We start from the raw sequence: 15,130 nt of genomic DNA on the forward strand, positions 1-15,130 counted from the left end.
CCAAATCGCGAGGTTTGGGAATCACCGTCCTTCCTTCGGCGGTGAGGATGTCAACTCTCAATCGAACAACTCGGGAACTCGCTGACGGAGGGCGGCGTTCAGTTCGGGGAGACGATCGCGCATTTGGATATACCAAGCGGCGCGATCGCCGGCGTGTTGTTCGAGAAGGCGATGTTCGGCCACCCAGCGATAGGCGTGGGTTCCCAGTTTTCGTCGTAACTCTGCGCTGGCCAGGAGTTCTCTGAATTTCACCTCGAAATCTTCAACGGAACGGTAAATCAACCCGGTTTCGCCCTCGACGATACTCCGTTCGTACACTGTCGGACTGGCTAATACGGCTAATCCCTGACCGCCGCATTCGACGAATTTCAAATCGGATTTCATCTGGTTGAACCGCGTTGGTTCGAGAGGCAGTAAGGCGACGGTAGAGGAGCGCAAGACTTGTTGGTAAGTTTCGTAAGGGCAAAAGGGCGAGAAGGCTTTTTTCGGGGTGTTGAGGGCGTCAAAAAAGGCGCGATCGTGGAGGACTTTGACGAGGACGCCATCGCCAAATTCGCTCAAGACCCGATTTATCGAACCGATTAACGGTTTCCAATCCTCTTCGCGGTTTAACGCCCCGAAAAATACTGTCGTCGCCTCGTAATCGCCTTGTAATCGAGCCGGGGGCAGTTTGGCTAAGTGGTTGGGAAAGACTTTGACGTAGGGGTTAAATTGTCGTAAAAACTCCGCCAGGGGTTCGGTGGAGGTTTGGACGCAGTGACAGCTACGATAGCTGAAAAAGTCGGTTTGCTGGAATTGCGGCCAGCGCATGGGATCGTCGTCGATTTCGGCGACGATGAGATAGCCGCGATCGAGTAGGTTTTTCTGTTGTTTTACGGCGACTTTGGGATCTAATAACGCCCGTTGCCATACGAAGACTTTTTCTTCGGAGGGTTCGGCGATGTTGAGGGCGGCGTTTTTCACAGACGACACTGCACGCACGCCGGGGATGCGGTTGCTAAATTCGTCCGGTTCGAGAACCCGAATTCGATCGCACGCCAAGGGCGCCATCATTAAGGTTTGAATTAACAAACGCCGCTGGGGTTTGGTGGCGGCGAAAACGAATTGATGGGTTTCCACCAACAGTTTGAAGCGATCGAGGGGTTGGTTGAGGTTTTTTGCCACCATTTCCAGGTGGGGATAGAGTTCCTCGAATGCCCGAGGATCGTGAGAAATGGTGCGCCCGACTTGTTGCATTTGCAATCCCGCTTCGGCAAACATGACTTGGGCGGTTTCTAGGGTAAAAAAGCGTAAATGGGTGCGATCGAGCAATCCTTCCTCTTGATATTCCCATTGTCCTCGAAATAAATCTCTTAAAATCGTCCAGTTTTGAACGTTGGGAATGGAAGAAACCACCCATCCGCCGGGTTTGAGCCATTTCACTTGATGCTTCAACACCCGCCAAGGATCGACTAAATGCTCGAGAACGTCGCCGTAGACTAGACAATCGACGCTTTCGGGGGGAAATTGCAGTTGGGGATCGTCGAGGTTTTCCACGTTGGCCGCGATGGCGCGATCGAGCCGGGTTTGGGCAATTTCAGCCACCTCCGCTTCGAGTTCGATGCCGATATATTCCGTGTTGGGAAATTTCTGTTTGTAAGCGTGACCGAGAGCGCCCGTTCCGCAGCCAATTTCGACAACTCGTCCGGCGTTGGGCGGTAAGGTATCGAGGAGTTGGTGGTTAATTCGATCGTAATATTCTCGACTCATTAGAAATTGCTGCTTTGGTGATTTTAAAGGTTTAGTTAGCTCCGCTTTTACGGTTGGATTTTGCGCTAAAATTACGACTTGGAATTTTGATTTTTAGCTTCGGCTTTTAATTTAAAATACCACAGAGAATACAGAGGGTTTAATTTTTGCAAATTTATATTGACTTATGGGTTTTTATGTGGTAATCAAAAACTCAAAAAAATACTGATTCCAAAACCTTGTAAAACCACTAATCCCAAAGAAAAAACCAACAAGCTCCCCAGGGCGATCGCATCGACGGGACGAACGGGAATCTCAGAAACTCGAGCCGCAGACTGACCGTATCCCCTCAGACGCATGGCTCGATAAACCTGTTCCGACTGCTCGTAACTGGTGACGAGAAGCGTTCCGGCGAGGGACGCCAGAACCTTGAGAGTGCGCCAACTCAGCCGTGTCGTATCGAAGCCTCGCAACCGCATGGCCGTTTGCACCTGCCTGAAGCGATCGAGGGTTTCGTACAAATAGCGATAAAACAATAGCATCATATCCGTAATCAACGACGGCACGCCGAGCGATCGCATCGCCCGCAGCGTCGTCGCAATGGGACTCGTCCCAAACAAAACCAGACTCACCGTCACGATACAAACGAACCGCGTGGCAATCTTGACCACATCAAGGAGTCCTTCCCAGCGTACCGCCAACGCCCCGATTTGGAACAGCACCGTTTCCCCCGACACAAAGGGCAATACCACCACCATCCCCAGCAAAAAATACCCAGGATAGTGCAGTCGATCGCGCCAATAGGCCGTTGGCAAGCTAGATAACTTGTACAACAATGCTGTAATCGCCACCATCAGCGGCAACAAGCGCAAATCTTCAATAAAAGAAAACGCAAAAATCAACGCCATCAATCCCACGAATTTACATCGCGGTTCCCAACGGTGTAAAGGCGAATCTAATCGAGCGTACTCATCTAAGCCGTGACGCATTTCAGTTTAGATAGGGAGATGGGGAGATGGGGAGATGGGGAGAACGGAAACTGTTCGCTGTTCACTGTAAAAGTTTCGGTTTGACCTGTTGCAGGAACAGGACGAGCATAGAGGTAAACAGGCCTTCGATGACCACCAGAGGAATTTGAGAGAGGGTTAACAACCAGACGGCGGAACGTTCGGCTTCGGCGTTGAGGTTGCTGGGAACGTTCGTAACGACAATGGCGAAAAAGATTAATCCCGACAATCCCACTCCTAACGCGCCGGCGAGAAATCCCAACACGCTCAACGTCGTTCGGTTGTCGCTGCCAAAATTGTGGCGAAACTGGAAAACGTAAGCTGACAAGAGAGCGGGGATTCCCATCATGGCCGCGTTGACCCCCAAAACGCTCATCCCCCCATGTTGGAACATCACCGCTTGGAAAAACAACCCCACGAGAATGGCGGGAAAGGCGTAGTATCCCAACACTGCCCCCAGCAAGCCGTTGAGAATCAGGTGAACGCTGGCCGGCGGAACGGGAATGTGAATGAGCGACCCCACGAAAAACGCGGCGGTTAGTAACGACGCTTTGGGAATATTGGCTTGGGGGTCGGGATCGCGGCGAATTTGACGGAGAGAGAACCAGGTCGCTGCTCCCGTGATAGCGTATCCGGTCAAACAGACTTTGGCTGGAAGAAACCCGTCGGCAATATGCATAAACGACCTTTGAGAACAAGTTATGATTTATGGCGACTGAAGTACAGGGCAGTGCCGATACAGCCCCAAATAACGGCGGCGACGGTGACAATACGCTGAGAAAGGGTGGTTTCGCCGGCCTCGGCCACCCAAGCGGTATTGTTGTCAGTCTCGGCGGCGGTTTCGGTTGCTTCGGTATTGTCGAGGTTTATGTGAACGATGTCGCCGTGGCCGGCTTGACGAACGCTTACCGTCCAACGTCCGGTTTGGTCTTCCTCAGGAACGAAAACAAACTCGCCCCTGTCGTCGGTGGTGCCGGTTTTCCAGGCAAGGCTGGGGTTGTCGGGGGCGTAAACCGTCACTTGTGCCTCGGCCATGGGTTCGCCAGAGTCGTAGGTGGCTTGGAGTTCGATCGCCCTTTGGCTGCGATAGACGATGTTGGCACCGTGGGCGAGGGCAGGTTCGACGGCGCCGAAGAGGGTTAGCCCCAACAGGGCGGTGATTGGCGGCCAGCGCATGGATATGTCCTCCTTGTCGATGGCGGCGATGCAATTCAGTTATCGTAGATCGCCTTTTTCGGATGAATCGGAAATTTCCGTCTTTCTTTAAGTGGGGAAAGCGAACAAAAAAGCGACCCCTTGCTTTTATTGTGTCGCAAGGGGCCGCAAAATTCAGGCTGTCGTTGCATTTAACGACAGGGTTCGAGGGTTAGTCGATGCCGAGGAGATAGTCGGAATCGGAAACGTCAAACAGGGCTTGCTGTACGGATTCCATGTCCTCGCTGCCCATCCCCAAGACAGCACCGACGTAGAAGCTACTTTCGACGCGCAGGGCGATATCGTCCACGCCGTCGGCGTTCACGTCTTCGACGATTAACTCGACGCTGGAACTAAACGACTGGGTAATGCCGATTCGATCGCCGGCTTGGAAGTCGAGAATCCAGTCAGCTTCTTGGGCGGACGTGGTTTCGAGGGAAGTCTCAGCACGCAGGACGAAGTTATCGTCGCCATCGCCGCCCATGAGTTGGTCGGAACCCATGTCGCCGATGAGAACGTCGTTTCCGTCCTCGCCCATGAGTTTGTCGTTACCTTGACCGCCGTAAATGACATCGTCATCGTTGCCACCCATGAGTTCGTCGTCTTCGGTGTTCCCGTTGATGATGTCGCTGTCGTCGCCGCCCATCACCTTGTCTTTTCCGTCACCGGAAGCCAACACATCGTTGCCGCCTTCGCCGTTGACTTCGTCGTCACCACCGTTGCAGGCCACCACGTCGTTATCGTCGGTACCGGAAACGCTGTCGTCGTTATCGCTACCGGAAACCACGTTTTCCCCGATATCGTCGAGGTCGGTTTCGCCGCCTTCGGCGGGCAGTTCGACAAACTCGCCGTTGCCGAATTTGATTTCGGCAGAGGTGCCGATCCCCCAGAACACGCTCAGTTTGGCTTGGGTTTGGACTAACACCGAACCGGCCACGGCACCGTTACCCGTTCCGTCGCCGCCGACGAAAACGCCGCCGCCTTGGGCAATTTCGCCCACTTCATCGCCAGGAAGGGGATCGAAAGCGCCCTCGCTTCCTTCGGACAGTTGGGTGATTTTGCCGTAGAGGTTGGCGATTTGGAAGCTTTCTTCGGGGGCGTCGAACCCGCTTTCGATGCTGTCGCCACCGTCGACGGAGAACCCGTCGAGTTCGAGGGTGTAGGTTCCCCCTTCGTATTCAAAGCTTTGGGGACTTAAACCGCTGGTGGCAAAACGCAATCGATCGCCGTCTTCGACTGCATCTCCGGTGGTGTTCGGAGTATTGAGGATGTTGAAGAAGAAGTCGAAGGATTCGGGATCCTCTTCGAGATTGTCGATATCGACATTGAGGCTAAAGCCGAAATCGCCGTTGAAGTTGCTGTTGGTCGTACCGTTGCGATAGAACAGTTGACCGATTTTGAACTGTTCTCCGGCTTGGGTTCCGAAGTCGCTACCGTCAAACTGGACGATATTCGAGAAGCTGTCGCTGACGGCTTCTCCCCACTCGAAGCGGTTTTCGTTGCCGCCGTTATCGTCGCTGAGTTCGTAGACGGCATCGGGGTTTTCTTCGACGGGGCCGGAAAACTGACCGAAGGAGGTACCGATGAAGACGCCGTCGCCGCCATCGGAGGCATCGTCGCCGCCGTCGTCGGTCATGTCGTCTTCTCCTTCTCCGCCAGTCATGTCGTCGTCGGCTATGTCGTCGCCACCTTCGTCGGTGGTGTCGTCGTCGGTCATGTCGTCGGGAAGACTTTCGGGGACGAGACCGGAAAGCTTGCTGCTACCGTTTCGGCTATCGCCGACGCTGGTGAGACGGACGCCGAATTCTTGACCGAGAAGGTCGTCGAGGGTCAGTTCTCCTGAATCGCTGGAGATGAGGAAACTGGTGGTTTGGATGTCGTCGCTGCCGATGCCTGCGGTGCCGACGGATACGCCGGCGTCGAAGGCGGCCGGTTCGATGGTGGCGTCGCCGACGCCGCTGACGTTTCCGGCGAAGTTAGAGTTGGTGATTTCGTCACCGCTGACGCTTAAGGTTCCTAAGAGGTCGTCGTTGGCCAGGTTGAAGAAGACGCCGCTGATATCGCCGATGGGTTCGACTCCGGAAACGCTGACTTGAATGCCTTCTGCGGTTTCTTCGAGGGTGATGCTGGCGGTGGCGTCGTCTCCTGTGAAGCTGGCAATGTTAAAGGAGATGCTAGACGGTCCGGCTGTATCGTCGTCGTTGACGCCTGTGTCGTCGGCGTCGTCCATTGGTGTGTCGTCGGTGTCGTCTAATGGGGGAGTCGCATCGTCGACGGTATCGTCGTCGACGGTGACGTCGCCGCTTCCGGGATCGTCAGTGGCGGTAACGTCTGTATTGTCTGTATCGTCGGTGACACCCGTATCGACGTTGTCCATCACGTCCATGGTTAAATCGTCGTCCATGCCTCGGTTCCTCCGTAGAATTGCTTCGATCGAATGACAAATTCGTTGGTTGGGGACGGTTACACACCCCGATCTGGCGATCGCTTGCATGCGCGATCGATCTTCGTCCCATCTTTGTAGCTAGATGGCATCGGAGGGCTGAATGTTCCCGAAACTGATTTTTTTTTGAGCGTTTTTTGGCGTTTTTTACAAAAATGACGCTATCTTAAAAACCTTCGTGGTTGTTGTCATATCGCTACTTTTTTTAATATTTTTTTACCAATTTTTAAGCTGGGAATTTCGTGTAAAAAATTATTAAAGCAAAAACTTATAATTATAATCCTTCGATCAACGGTTTGTCAAATCGAAGGATTCGCATCAATCCTCTACCTAAACGCGGTGCCAAACTTAAGGTTTCCACATTTGAGATCGATCGATTGTCTACTAGTCTTGATGGGCCATCATCGATTCGTGACAGTGACCTTCGCCCACGTGACCCAAACTCGGTAACAGGTTTTTCAGGGTTTCGTATTCTTCGGGAGACAGCCGCTCTGAGAGGGTTTCGAGATCGACTTCGACGGTTCCGTTTTCGGCTAACTCTGCGATCGGCTCGAATCCCAAAGCCCCGGTGTTGATTTCATCGTCGGCGGGGGCGTCTCCGTCGCCGAAGAGGTGATCGAAGTGAAACGTCGCTTCGAGATCGGCATTTCCCCCAGAGGACAGAATTCCTTTCCGTTCGTCGCCGACAAACTCTCCACAGGTAAACGCCAGGGGTTCGTCCAGTTTCAAGATGAAATCGACGGTTTCGCCGTCTTTTTCAGCGGTTCCGTCGAGGACGAGGCTGTATCCTTCCGCCGGTCCTTCGCTGGCGGGGGTCATCTTCCACGAGAGGGCGTTGTACTGTCCGGCTGGGGCTTCGACTTCGCTCAGGAGAATCGGTTCGGCGGTTTCGTCTCCAGCGGCGAGATCGACGGTTTGCGAGTCTACGAGAACCACGCTTTCTTTGGCGTCGGGTTCGCCGCCGGAAAAGGCGTCGTAGGGGGGATCGGTTTGATAGGCGGTGACGTCGCTCACATGGGCGTAGAGATTCTCGAATTCAACTCTCCACCCGTCTTTGGTGGTGAATCCTTGACGCACGAAGTCTTCGCCGTTGGCTCGAACGGCGAGGGTTCCCGGTTCGTTGCTGGCGGTGTCTGTGGGGCTGTCTGTGGTGCTGTCTGTCGCTGTTGATTCGGTGGTGGGTGCGGTGCTGGCGCACCCGGCTAGGACGAGACTGGTGGCGAGAAGGGTCAGAGGAGTGCGTCGATCGAATGGCAGTTGCATCATTTTTGTTAAACGGATTGACCGAAATTCTAATTGATGGCTCTGCCTTGTTAATTTAGCACTCTCGGCGGGAAGGGTACATCTGATTTCTGTAACGGTTCAGAAACTGCGTATCGACCCGATCTCGAACATCCAAAAGCCAGAGGCTTCAAGATAGTCGGTTTTTTGAGTCTGGGGTTGAAATAGCGACGCAGGCTGTTGGGTTGGCGAGGTGGGTATGGAAGGGTCGAGGAGATGAAACAGGATAGCCAACGCCAAGGTCAGGAGCGTCGCTCTGAGCAATCGCGATGCAGGATGAAACGGATCGATCTCGTGCATGGCTCGTACCTCATGGCATTCGGCGATAGGGACTGACTTCAAAACCTCGATCGAGCGTATCTTTTTCAATAGCTAAATACGCTGATTTTTTAAGATTTAAGCTAGAAATACAGTGCCGAAATCCGATTGACGACTTTAATTTTTCCTCGAGCGACGGCTCGTAGGAGACGATCGATGGCCAACCGTTCGATGTCGTTCGTGGATTCGTCTAGGGTCGCCGCCAGTAATCCATATCGATCGGCTAGGGTTAAATGTCCGTTTCGGGCAACGGATGCCATGATTTCGGAAATCGCACCGGGGATCGGGGAAATGGGAGACAACATAATGAAGAGTCCTGAGCTTCACGATTACAGTATCGTCAATCTCCTTTTCATTTCGGGTGATTAGGGATTTTTTAAGAGGCGATCGCGATCGCTGAATTTATGCGATCGCGATCGCGTTATGTCGGGTTTGGGTTCGATTTATATGAGAAATTCTATTAAGTTTTGGGAATATTGATGAAGTTTTTTTGATGTTTCTAACTTACGAAGAATGTCCCATCAAAAATCCTATCAGATCGATATCAAATCCACCGGTTTGGAGAATTGAAAATTTTTGTGAAGTGGGTCAGCCCATTCGATGGATTCGAGGCAAGGGTGGCCCCGTTCTAAGGCAGCCAACGGGGGCGAAATCCGTCGAGGGGGAGCCGTTCGGGTTGCGGTTGCTCGGCGAGTTCGCCCTCTGCGGTAACGAGGGGAAACAACGCCCATAACTGACTAGATTCGATGGCGTCTCCGGAATCGGTGAGGGGAACGTTAGGGCGGGCGGTGTCGGTGTCGGTGAGGAGTCGATCGAACAGAATTGCTTGACCGTCTGGGGATAAACTCATATGTAAGTCCAGAGGACTCGTCTCGAAGCGCAAGAGTTCGCGAGAGATTTCGTTTTCCAGGTCGAGTACCAAAATATAGGGGATTTCGATGTATTCTTCGGCTTCGATGAGTTCGGTTAGCAGACAGTATAAATAGCGCCCGCTGGGATCGAACTGCGCCTGAAGGATCGATCCGGTGGTTTTGAGGAGTTCTTGGGGTTCGCCGCTGCTGGGGACTAAAAACAGCGATCGGGTGTAGTCGGTGTTAAATTTCACCATGACGGCGGCGCCTCCGTCGTTGGTAAAGCCCATGATGCGCCCGTATTGGGGAAAAAATTCTAACGGCTCTTTTCCTTCGTCGCCTTTGGCTAAAGACAGCAGGGCGATTCCTTGTCCTTGGGCGATGGCCAGTTCTTGGCTGTTGGGGGCGATGACGAATTCGCCGCCGGGTAAGGCCTCGAATTTTTTGGGGGCTTGTCCGTCGCGAATTACCCAGAGTCCGAAGTCGGCGCCGGGGTTTTGGCGGTTCGCCCGTTGGACGACAATGGTACTTCCGTCGGGAGACAGGGCGAATTGCAGGTTTTGATAGGTTTGGTTGTCGAGGATTCGATCGATCTTCCCAGCAGAGTCGGGGTTGTTCCCTTTGGCGAAGTTGAGTCCGGTGGTGACGGTGAAGAGTTGGGCGTCGGTGAGTCCGGCGTCGCGACGGCTTCGATCGATGGCCGAAAACAAGACGCGATCGCCCTCGGGGTAAACTTGAAACTCCATCACTGTCAAATCCGCAGGTGTCAGGACGATTTTCTCGTCCCGGGTGAAGTTGTAGAGAATCAGTTGTCCTCGTTCGGATTCTTCCGAACCCAGGTAAACGAAGGCGCGATCGCGACTTTGGAAAATACCTTCAAAGGGATCGAGGAAATGTTCGGTGTCGTCGGCTTCGGTGAAGCGATCGCGGGCGCCGGAGAGTCTCAGGGTGTACTCTGTTCCGTAAGGGGCGGGATACTCTAGGGTGTAAGCCATGCGTCGCCCCGCCCAACTGATTTTTCCCGGTAGCGGCGGATCGATCGTCAGGTTGTCTTCCACGCTGTTGAGGTTCATGGGGCGGGTGAAGGTGAGGAGAAAGGCTCGATCGTCAGATCCGACGGTTCGATCGTTCCAGCTAAAGTCGCGGACGCGGGGAACGCTGCGATCTCCCCCGAGGAGTAACAACACCGTCAACACTAGCAGGGCGACGGACAGGGAAATCGCGACTTTATCTAAGGGTTGGGAAAACGTCGCTTTCAGCTTGGATATCGATTGGGATATCGACTTGGACATCGGGTTTTACATTGGGGTTGACAGCGGGGTTGACAGCGGGGTTGACAGTGGGGTTGAGGTCGATCGACCCACCAAACTGGCCGGCGATCGAGCTATAGCAATATTAAATGATTGGCAGCAATATCCCATTTCAGTCCATTGCTGTATAAGATACCCGGCATCTCCAAGATGCCGGGTATCTAGAGCGCAACTCCTCAATAGCAATTTCAACAGATATGCCGAAAATATTGCTGAGGGTTCTTAAATTACCTTTTCAAACGGTATTTATAGCATTTTTTAAAACAATAACATTACGGACTTTCGAGCTTTTTTAACATTATTAATTATAATCTTTTAAATCCATCTAAATAGCGAACGCCCGCTCAAACTGTCGTAATCACAGCACTTCTACCGTTCGACAGTTCGGGCAGGCGTTAAAATTCCCATAAGTCCTTCCGAACTCAAGACCGATTTAGAACAGGCCTAAAGTCAGAGATTTCTCGAGGGGGAACGTGGCACCAATTCCCAACCACAGCGTAACGACTGTACCGAACATGAAAACGGTCGTCGCTACCGGACGGCGGAAGGGGTTTTGAAACTTGTTGACGCTTTCGATGAACGGAATCGTCATCAAGCCGAGGGGAACCAGCGTTTGCAGGGTAATCCCCAAAAGTTTGTTCGGAACGATACGAAGGATTTGGAACACCGGATAGAGATACCATTCCGGCAGAATTTCCAACGGCGTCGCGAAAGGATCGGCAGGTTCGCCAACCATAGCGGGGTCGAGAACAGCTAACCCGACGACACAGGCGATGGTTCCGAGGATAACCACGGGGAACACATACAGCAGGTCGTTGGGCCAGGCAGGCTCGCCGTAATAGTTGTGACCCATGCCTTTGGCGAGTTTCGCTCGCAATTTAGGATCGCTGAGATCCGGCTTTTTAAGGGTGGACATCGTAAACTGTGTTCTCCTTTTGCAAGGACAGCGGTAAGGAAACTATCAAAAATTCCGATCGAGATTTCTTAGATTAGGGATAGTTTAACAAACCATCCCAACTCGAAAGGCTCGAGAATCGATTCGGCTTTACAACGGACCGGAAATCCCTTGTTTGCGAATCATCAAGAAGTGCAGCAGCATGAACACCGCGATCAGCCAAGGCAGAACGAAGGTGTGCAGGCTGTAGAAACGAGTCAGCGTGGATTGGCCGACGCTGGTTCCACCCCGCAGCATTTCCACCATGAAGCTACCGACGACGGGAATCGCTTCGGGAACGCCGCTGACGATTTTCACGGCCCAGTAACCCACTTGGTCCCAAGGCAGCGAGTAGCCGGTCACGCCGAAGGAGACGGTAATCACCGCCAGAACCACACCCGTAACCCAGGTCAGTTCGCGGGGTTTTTTGAAACCGCCGGTCAGGTAAACGCGGAATACGTGCAGGATCATCATCAGTACCATCATGCTGGCAGACCAGCGATGGATGGAACGGATGAGCCAACCGAAGTTTACTTCGGTCATCAGATATTGAATTGAGGAGTATGCTTCCGTGACCGTCGGTTTGTAGTAGAAGGTCATGGCAAATCCAGTGGCAAACTGGATCAGGAAGCATACGAGGGTGATTCCCCCCAAGCAGTAGAAAATGTTAACGTGGGGCGGAACGTATTTGTCAGTGATATCGTCGGCGATCGCCTGAATTTCCAGACGCTCGTCAAACCACTTGTAGGCTTTCGATTCAGTGACTTCCTTAGAGAACATAAAGCCAGTGTGTTGGAATGTTTCGGTTTGTGAAGTGTACCACGACAGCTCGAGGAAATGTCGCGGCGGGTGTTGTGCGGTTGGGGGTTTGTGAAATGGGGTGGAGTGGTTGACTTGACCGATCTCGCGCAACGTTGCAGTCAACTTCTCGATCGCGGGGATCGAGCGAATGGGGTACTCCACGGCACAGAAACCTATAAAAAAATGTAACACAGCTTAGGATTTCGGGCAGGGCGATCGGCCTGGACTCGATGGCATACGCTAAGCTAATGCCAATATAGATCCGGAGTTTGTGTTAATTTTTATTAAAAACAGTTGTCACTTTAAGTTTTTTTCGCTAGGTCTCATGCAAAAACGCGCGTTCTGGTTCGCACTCGTCCCCGTGATGTTGATGGTGTTTGGGTGGTTGGGATGGACGCCGCCAGCTTTGGCACTGACGGAGGAACAGCGGTTAGTGTCGGAGGTTTGGCGTGTGGTCAACCGCGCCTATATCGACGAGACGTTTAACGGTGAAAATTGGTGGAAAGTGCGACAAAAAGCTTTGCGCGAACCGATGTCAACTCGCGAGGACGCTTACGACACGATCGAGGAGATGTTGGCGAAACTCGACGATCCGTTTACGCGGTTGTTGCGTCCCGATCGCTATCGTAACCTTCAGGTGAATACCGCTGGCGAGTTGACGGGGGTGGGGTTGCAAATCGCCATCGACGCCGATACGAAACAGTTGAAGGCGATCGCGCCGATTGCGGGTGCGCCGGCGGATTTGGCGGGAATTCAACCGGGGGATGTCATTTTAGCCATCGACGGCGCGTCTACGGAGTCCTTGACGTTGGACGAAGCCGCCGGACGGATGCGGGGCCCCGTGGGAACCGAGGTGACGTTGCAAGTGAAGCGGTTTGACGGGGGTGCGATCGAGGATATCGTGTTAGTGCGCGATCGCATTGCGCTGCATCCGGTGACGGCAGATTTGCGGACGGTGGAGAATTCACCCAATACGCAAATCGGTTATATTCGCTTGACGCAGTTTAGCGCCAACGCTGCTGAGGAAATGGCAGAGGCGATCGAATCCTTGGAAAATGAGGGTGCAGATGCTTTCGTGTTAGATTTGCGAAATAATCCCGGTGGCTTGTTGCAAGCGGGGATTGAAGTGGCGCGATTGTGGTTGAACGATTCCACCATCGTTTACACGGTGAACCGACAATCGATTTTAGGCAGTTTCGACGCCGGACACGAAGCGTTGACGGACGCGCCGTTGGTGGTGTTAGTGAACCCAGGAACGGCGAGTGCAAGTGAGATTTTAGCCGGTGCGTTGCAGGATAACGGCCGCGCCAAGTTAGTTGGCGAACGGACGTTTGGGAAAGGCTTAATTCAGTCGTTGTTTGATTTGTCGGACGATTCCGGTTTGGCGGTGACGGTGGCGAAGTACGAAACGCCGAACCACAAGGATATTAATAAGTTAGGGATTACGCCGGATTTCGTGGTGAAACAGAATCCGATTCAGCGAGATGAGGTGGGAACGGAGATCGATCGACCTTATCAGACGGCGGTTGAGTTGTTGACGGAGTCGGGAGTCGTGGCGAAAGCGGGTTGATACGATGGATGTTGGGAAACAGAGGCTCGTTTTTGGGTCTCTGTTTCTGTGGGAGAAGCTAAACCCGTCAAATCCATGCAAGTCGATGTTTTTGCTTATCCCAGTTAAGCGATCGCACTGGGTAAACCCACCTCTCTCGGCTTAACAAAACGACCCTGAAAACTCACAGCGCGATTTTCAAAGGTTCTCGCCTTCGCCACCGCCATTCGCAACTCCGCTAAATCCATCGGTTCCGTCATCCCACCGAGGAGATACAGCAACAGTTTCGCCGCTAAATCCCTTCCAGCGATGCGAATCCGGCGTTTGTTGGGATCGTAAAACACCCCATACCAAATTGATTCGGGGTTCTCAATTCCACTAAACCCGCCTTCGTCGTCAAACTGGCGCAGTTTATCAAACACTTCTATCAGCGGAATGCGTTTGCGAAAAATAGCAGTTCCCAAGGCTTGCGCCAACGCCACTTGTCCGACGGGACGAAACAGGATGTTTCCCTCACCGCCATCGGCTTCAAAACTCAACCGTCGCAACGTCGGCGTTTCCAATCCCGCGTCTAACTTGCGATAACTCGGAAGCGTCGCCAAGCCATCCCACAACCGCATCAACTCCGCTAAACCGTCGGCGAGTTCGTCAACGGTGGGACGTTGGGGAATCGTCCCCGATTTTAGCGGTTTCCAGTGGGGAAAGCGATCGCCGAGATACCCCACCGTCATATCTTTTAAAGCCTGAAGCGTGGTTAAAACCCTGGATTTCGCCGACACCGACGCGCCATCCCAGTTCACCCGAGGAAGTCGTTCCGCCTCTTGACACAGCATCGGATGAGTCACTGCAATTTGACGGGTGATAATCGCGAATCCGTCATCTTCGTTGAGTAGCGTCACCTGTCCTTTGCTGAGTTTAACCGCCATCAGGTTCACGTGAACGAAGATCGATCGAATCCGCCGCCGCGCCTCTTCCCGCGTTTCGCCTTTCACGACGGCGGGAATCAGTTCCACACCGAGGGTTTCGTCGGCTAACTCCCGCAGTTGACTGGGGGTTTTTCCGACTGCTTGCGCGATTTCCTCAAGGGTTAAGGCTTTTCCCGTGGGTTTCTTCGCTTTCGTGAGGGGTTGCAGGGTTCCAGTTTCGAGAAGTTCCATCAATCCCCGAACTCCCATGAGACGATGTTGGCCGTCGAGGGCAAAGACCGATACAGTAGAAGACAGGTCGAGGAGTCCGACTCGGCGATCGCTGTCGAGGGGAACGAATTCAACCGCCGACTGTCTGGCACGTCCGTGTTCGTCCCAACCCACCGATCGCGGATTGTCCACCCACGGCGGACTTACCACTAACAGCAACGGCGGAAATTTGCGATCGGTTCGCGCCGCCAGATATCGCGTCAGTGGCGCTTGTCTCGACCAATCTAGGGGACGTTGGTATAACTCGTCTACTGTTTCGGCGTCGGGTTGGACGTTTCCCGTTTTGGGATCGAGTTTTCCTTGAAACAGGGGAAGTTGCGATGCGAATTCTACCCGGTTGGCCAGCCATGATAACGTCACCGAACCGATATACGCCTCGGTCTCTCCCATTTGAGTCGTTTGAACGAGAAACGTTTCATCGCGATCGAGGTACGGTTTCAGTAAAGCGGCAATTTTTCGGGTTTCGCTTGCAGGCGTCATGGGAAAATGCGTAAGCTGATAGAGTAGATTATTTTAAC

13 protein-coding genes are annotated in these 15,130 nt (G+C 53.1%); 1 reads left to right on the forward strand and 12 read right to left on the reverse strand.

The window, feature by feature from the left end:
* Positions 1–57: 57 nt before the first annotated feature.
* From ACP5D4_RS17740 to petB, 11 genes are all read right to left on the reverse strand, one after another.
* Positions 58–1,749: a methyltransferase domain-containing protein gene (locus ACP5D4_RS17740; RefSeq protein WP_428012949.1), complete on the reverse strand. Its 1,692-nt coding sequence runs from the start codon at positions 1,747–1,749 to the stop codon at positions 58–60.
* A gap of 185 nt (positions 1,750–1,934) precedes the next feature.
* Positions 1,935–2,717, reverse strand: a complete 783-nt coding sequence (gene cbiQ / locus ACP5D4_RS17745; protein ID WP_428012950.1) for a cobalt ECF transporter T component CbiQ — start codon at positions 2,715–2,717, stop codon at positions 1,935–1,937.
* A gap of 61 nt (positions 2,718–2,778) precedes the next feature.
* Positions 2,779–3,414, reverse strand: a complete 636-nt coding sequence (cbiM, locus tag ACP5D4_RS17750) for a cobalt transporter CbiM (protein ID WP_428012951.1) — start codon at positions 3,412–3,414, stop codon at positions 2,779–2,781.
* 20 nt (positions 3,415–3,434) lie between these two features.
* Positions 3,435–3,911 (reverse strand): carboxypeptidase regulatory-like domain-containing protein, encoded by a 477-nt coding sequence (locus tag ACP5D4_RS17755; protein WP_428012952.1) that lies wholly within the window; start codon positions 3,909–3,911, stop codon positions 3,435–3,437.
* 190 nt (positions 3,912–4,101) lie between these two features.
* Entirely contained in the window at positions 4,102–6,333 is a 2,232-nt protein-coding gene (locus ACP5D4_RS17760; RefSeq protein ID WP_428012953.1) for a choice-of-anchor K domain-containing protein, read from the reverse strand.
* A gap of 423 nt (positions 6,334–6,756) precedes the next feature.
* Complete coding sequence (locus ACP5D4_RS17765) at positions 6,757–7,638, reverse strand: DUF4382 domain-containing protein (protein WP_428012954.1); 882 nt, start codon at positions 7,636–7,638, stop codon at positions 6,757–6,759.
* 96 nt (positions 7,639–7,734) lie between these two features.
* Positions 7,735–7,953 carry a hypothetical protein gene (locus ACP5D4_RS17770; RefSeq protein WP_428012955.1) on the reverse strand — a complete coding sequence of 73 codons (219 nt, stop codon included), beginning with the start codon at positions 7,951–7,953 and terminating at the stop codon, positions 7,735–7,737.
* 101 nt (positions 7,954–8,054) lie between these two features.
* Positions 8,055–8,276 (reverse strand): hypothetical protein, encoded by a 222-nt coding sequence (locus ACP5D4_RS17775; protein WP_428012956.1) that lies wholly within the window; start codon positions 8,274–8,276, stop codon positions 8,055–8,057.
* Between the two features lie 323 nt (positions 8,277–8,599).
* Positions 8,600–10,114, reverse strand: a complete 1,515-nt coding sequence (locus ACP5D4_RS17780; RefSeq protein ID WP_428012957.1) for a hypothetical protein — start codon at positions 10,112–10,114, stop codon at positions 8,600–8,602.
* A gap of 451 nt (positions 10,115–10,565) precedes the next feature.
* Positions 10,566–11,048, reverse strand: a complete 483-nt coding sequence (gene petD / locus ACP5D4_RS17785; protein ID WP_428012958.1) for a cytochrome b6-f complex subunit IV — start codon at positions 11,046–11,048, stop codon at positions 10,566–10,568.
* 129 nt (positions 11,049–11,177) lie between these two features.
* Positions 11,178–11,846 carry a cytochrome b6 gene (gene petB, locus ACP5D4_RS17790; RefSeq protein WP_428012959.1) on the reverse strand — a complete coding sequence of 223 codons (669 nt, stop codon included), beginning with the start codon at positions 11,844–11,846 and terminating at the stop codon, positions 11,178–11,180.
* Positions 11,847–12,192: 346 nt separating this feature from the next.
* Between petB and ctpA the strand changes: the two genes are divergently transcribed.
* Positions 12,193–13,437 carry a carboxyl-terminal processing protease CtpA gene (gene ctpA / locus ACP5D4_RS17795; RefSeq protein ID WP_428012960.1) on the forward strand — a complete coding sequence of 415 codons (1,245 nt, stop codon included), beginning with the start codon at positions 12,193–12,195 and terminating at the stop codon, positions 13,435–13,437.
* A gap of 104 nt (positions 13,438–13,541) precedes the next feature.
* On the opposite strand, the gene ACP5D4_RS17800 is transcribed toward ctpA, so the two are convergent.
* Positions 13,542–15,092 (reverse strand): DGQHR domain-containing protein, encoded by a 1,551-nt coding sequence (locus ACP5D4_RS17800; RefSeq protein WP_428012961.1) that lies wholly within the window; start codon positions 15,090–15,092, stop codon positions 13,542–13,544.
* Positions 15,093–15,130 lie beyond the last annotated feature (38 nt).

It is taken from the genome of Baaleninema sp. (assembly GCF_049974805.1).
Classification (GTDB): Bacteria; Cyanobacteriota; Cyanobacteriia; order Cyanobacteriales; family Geitlerinemataceae; genus Baaleninema.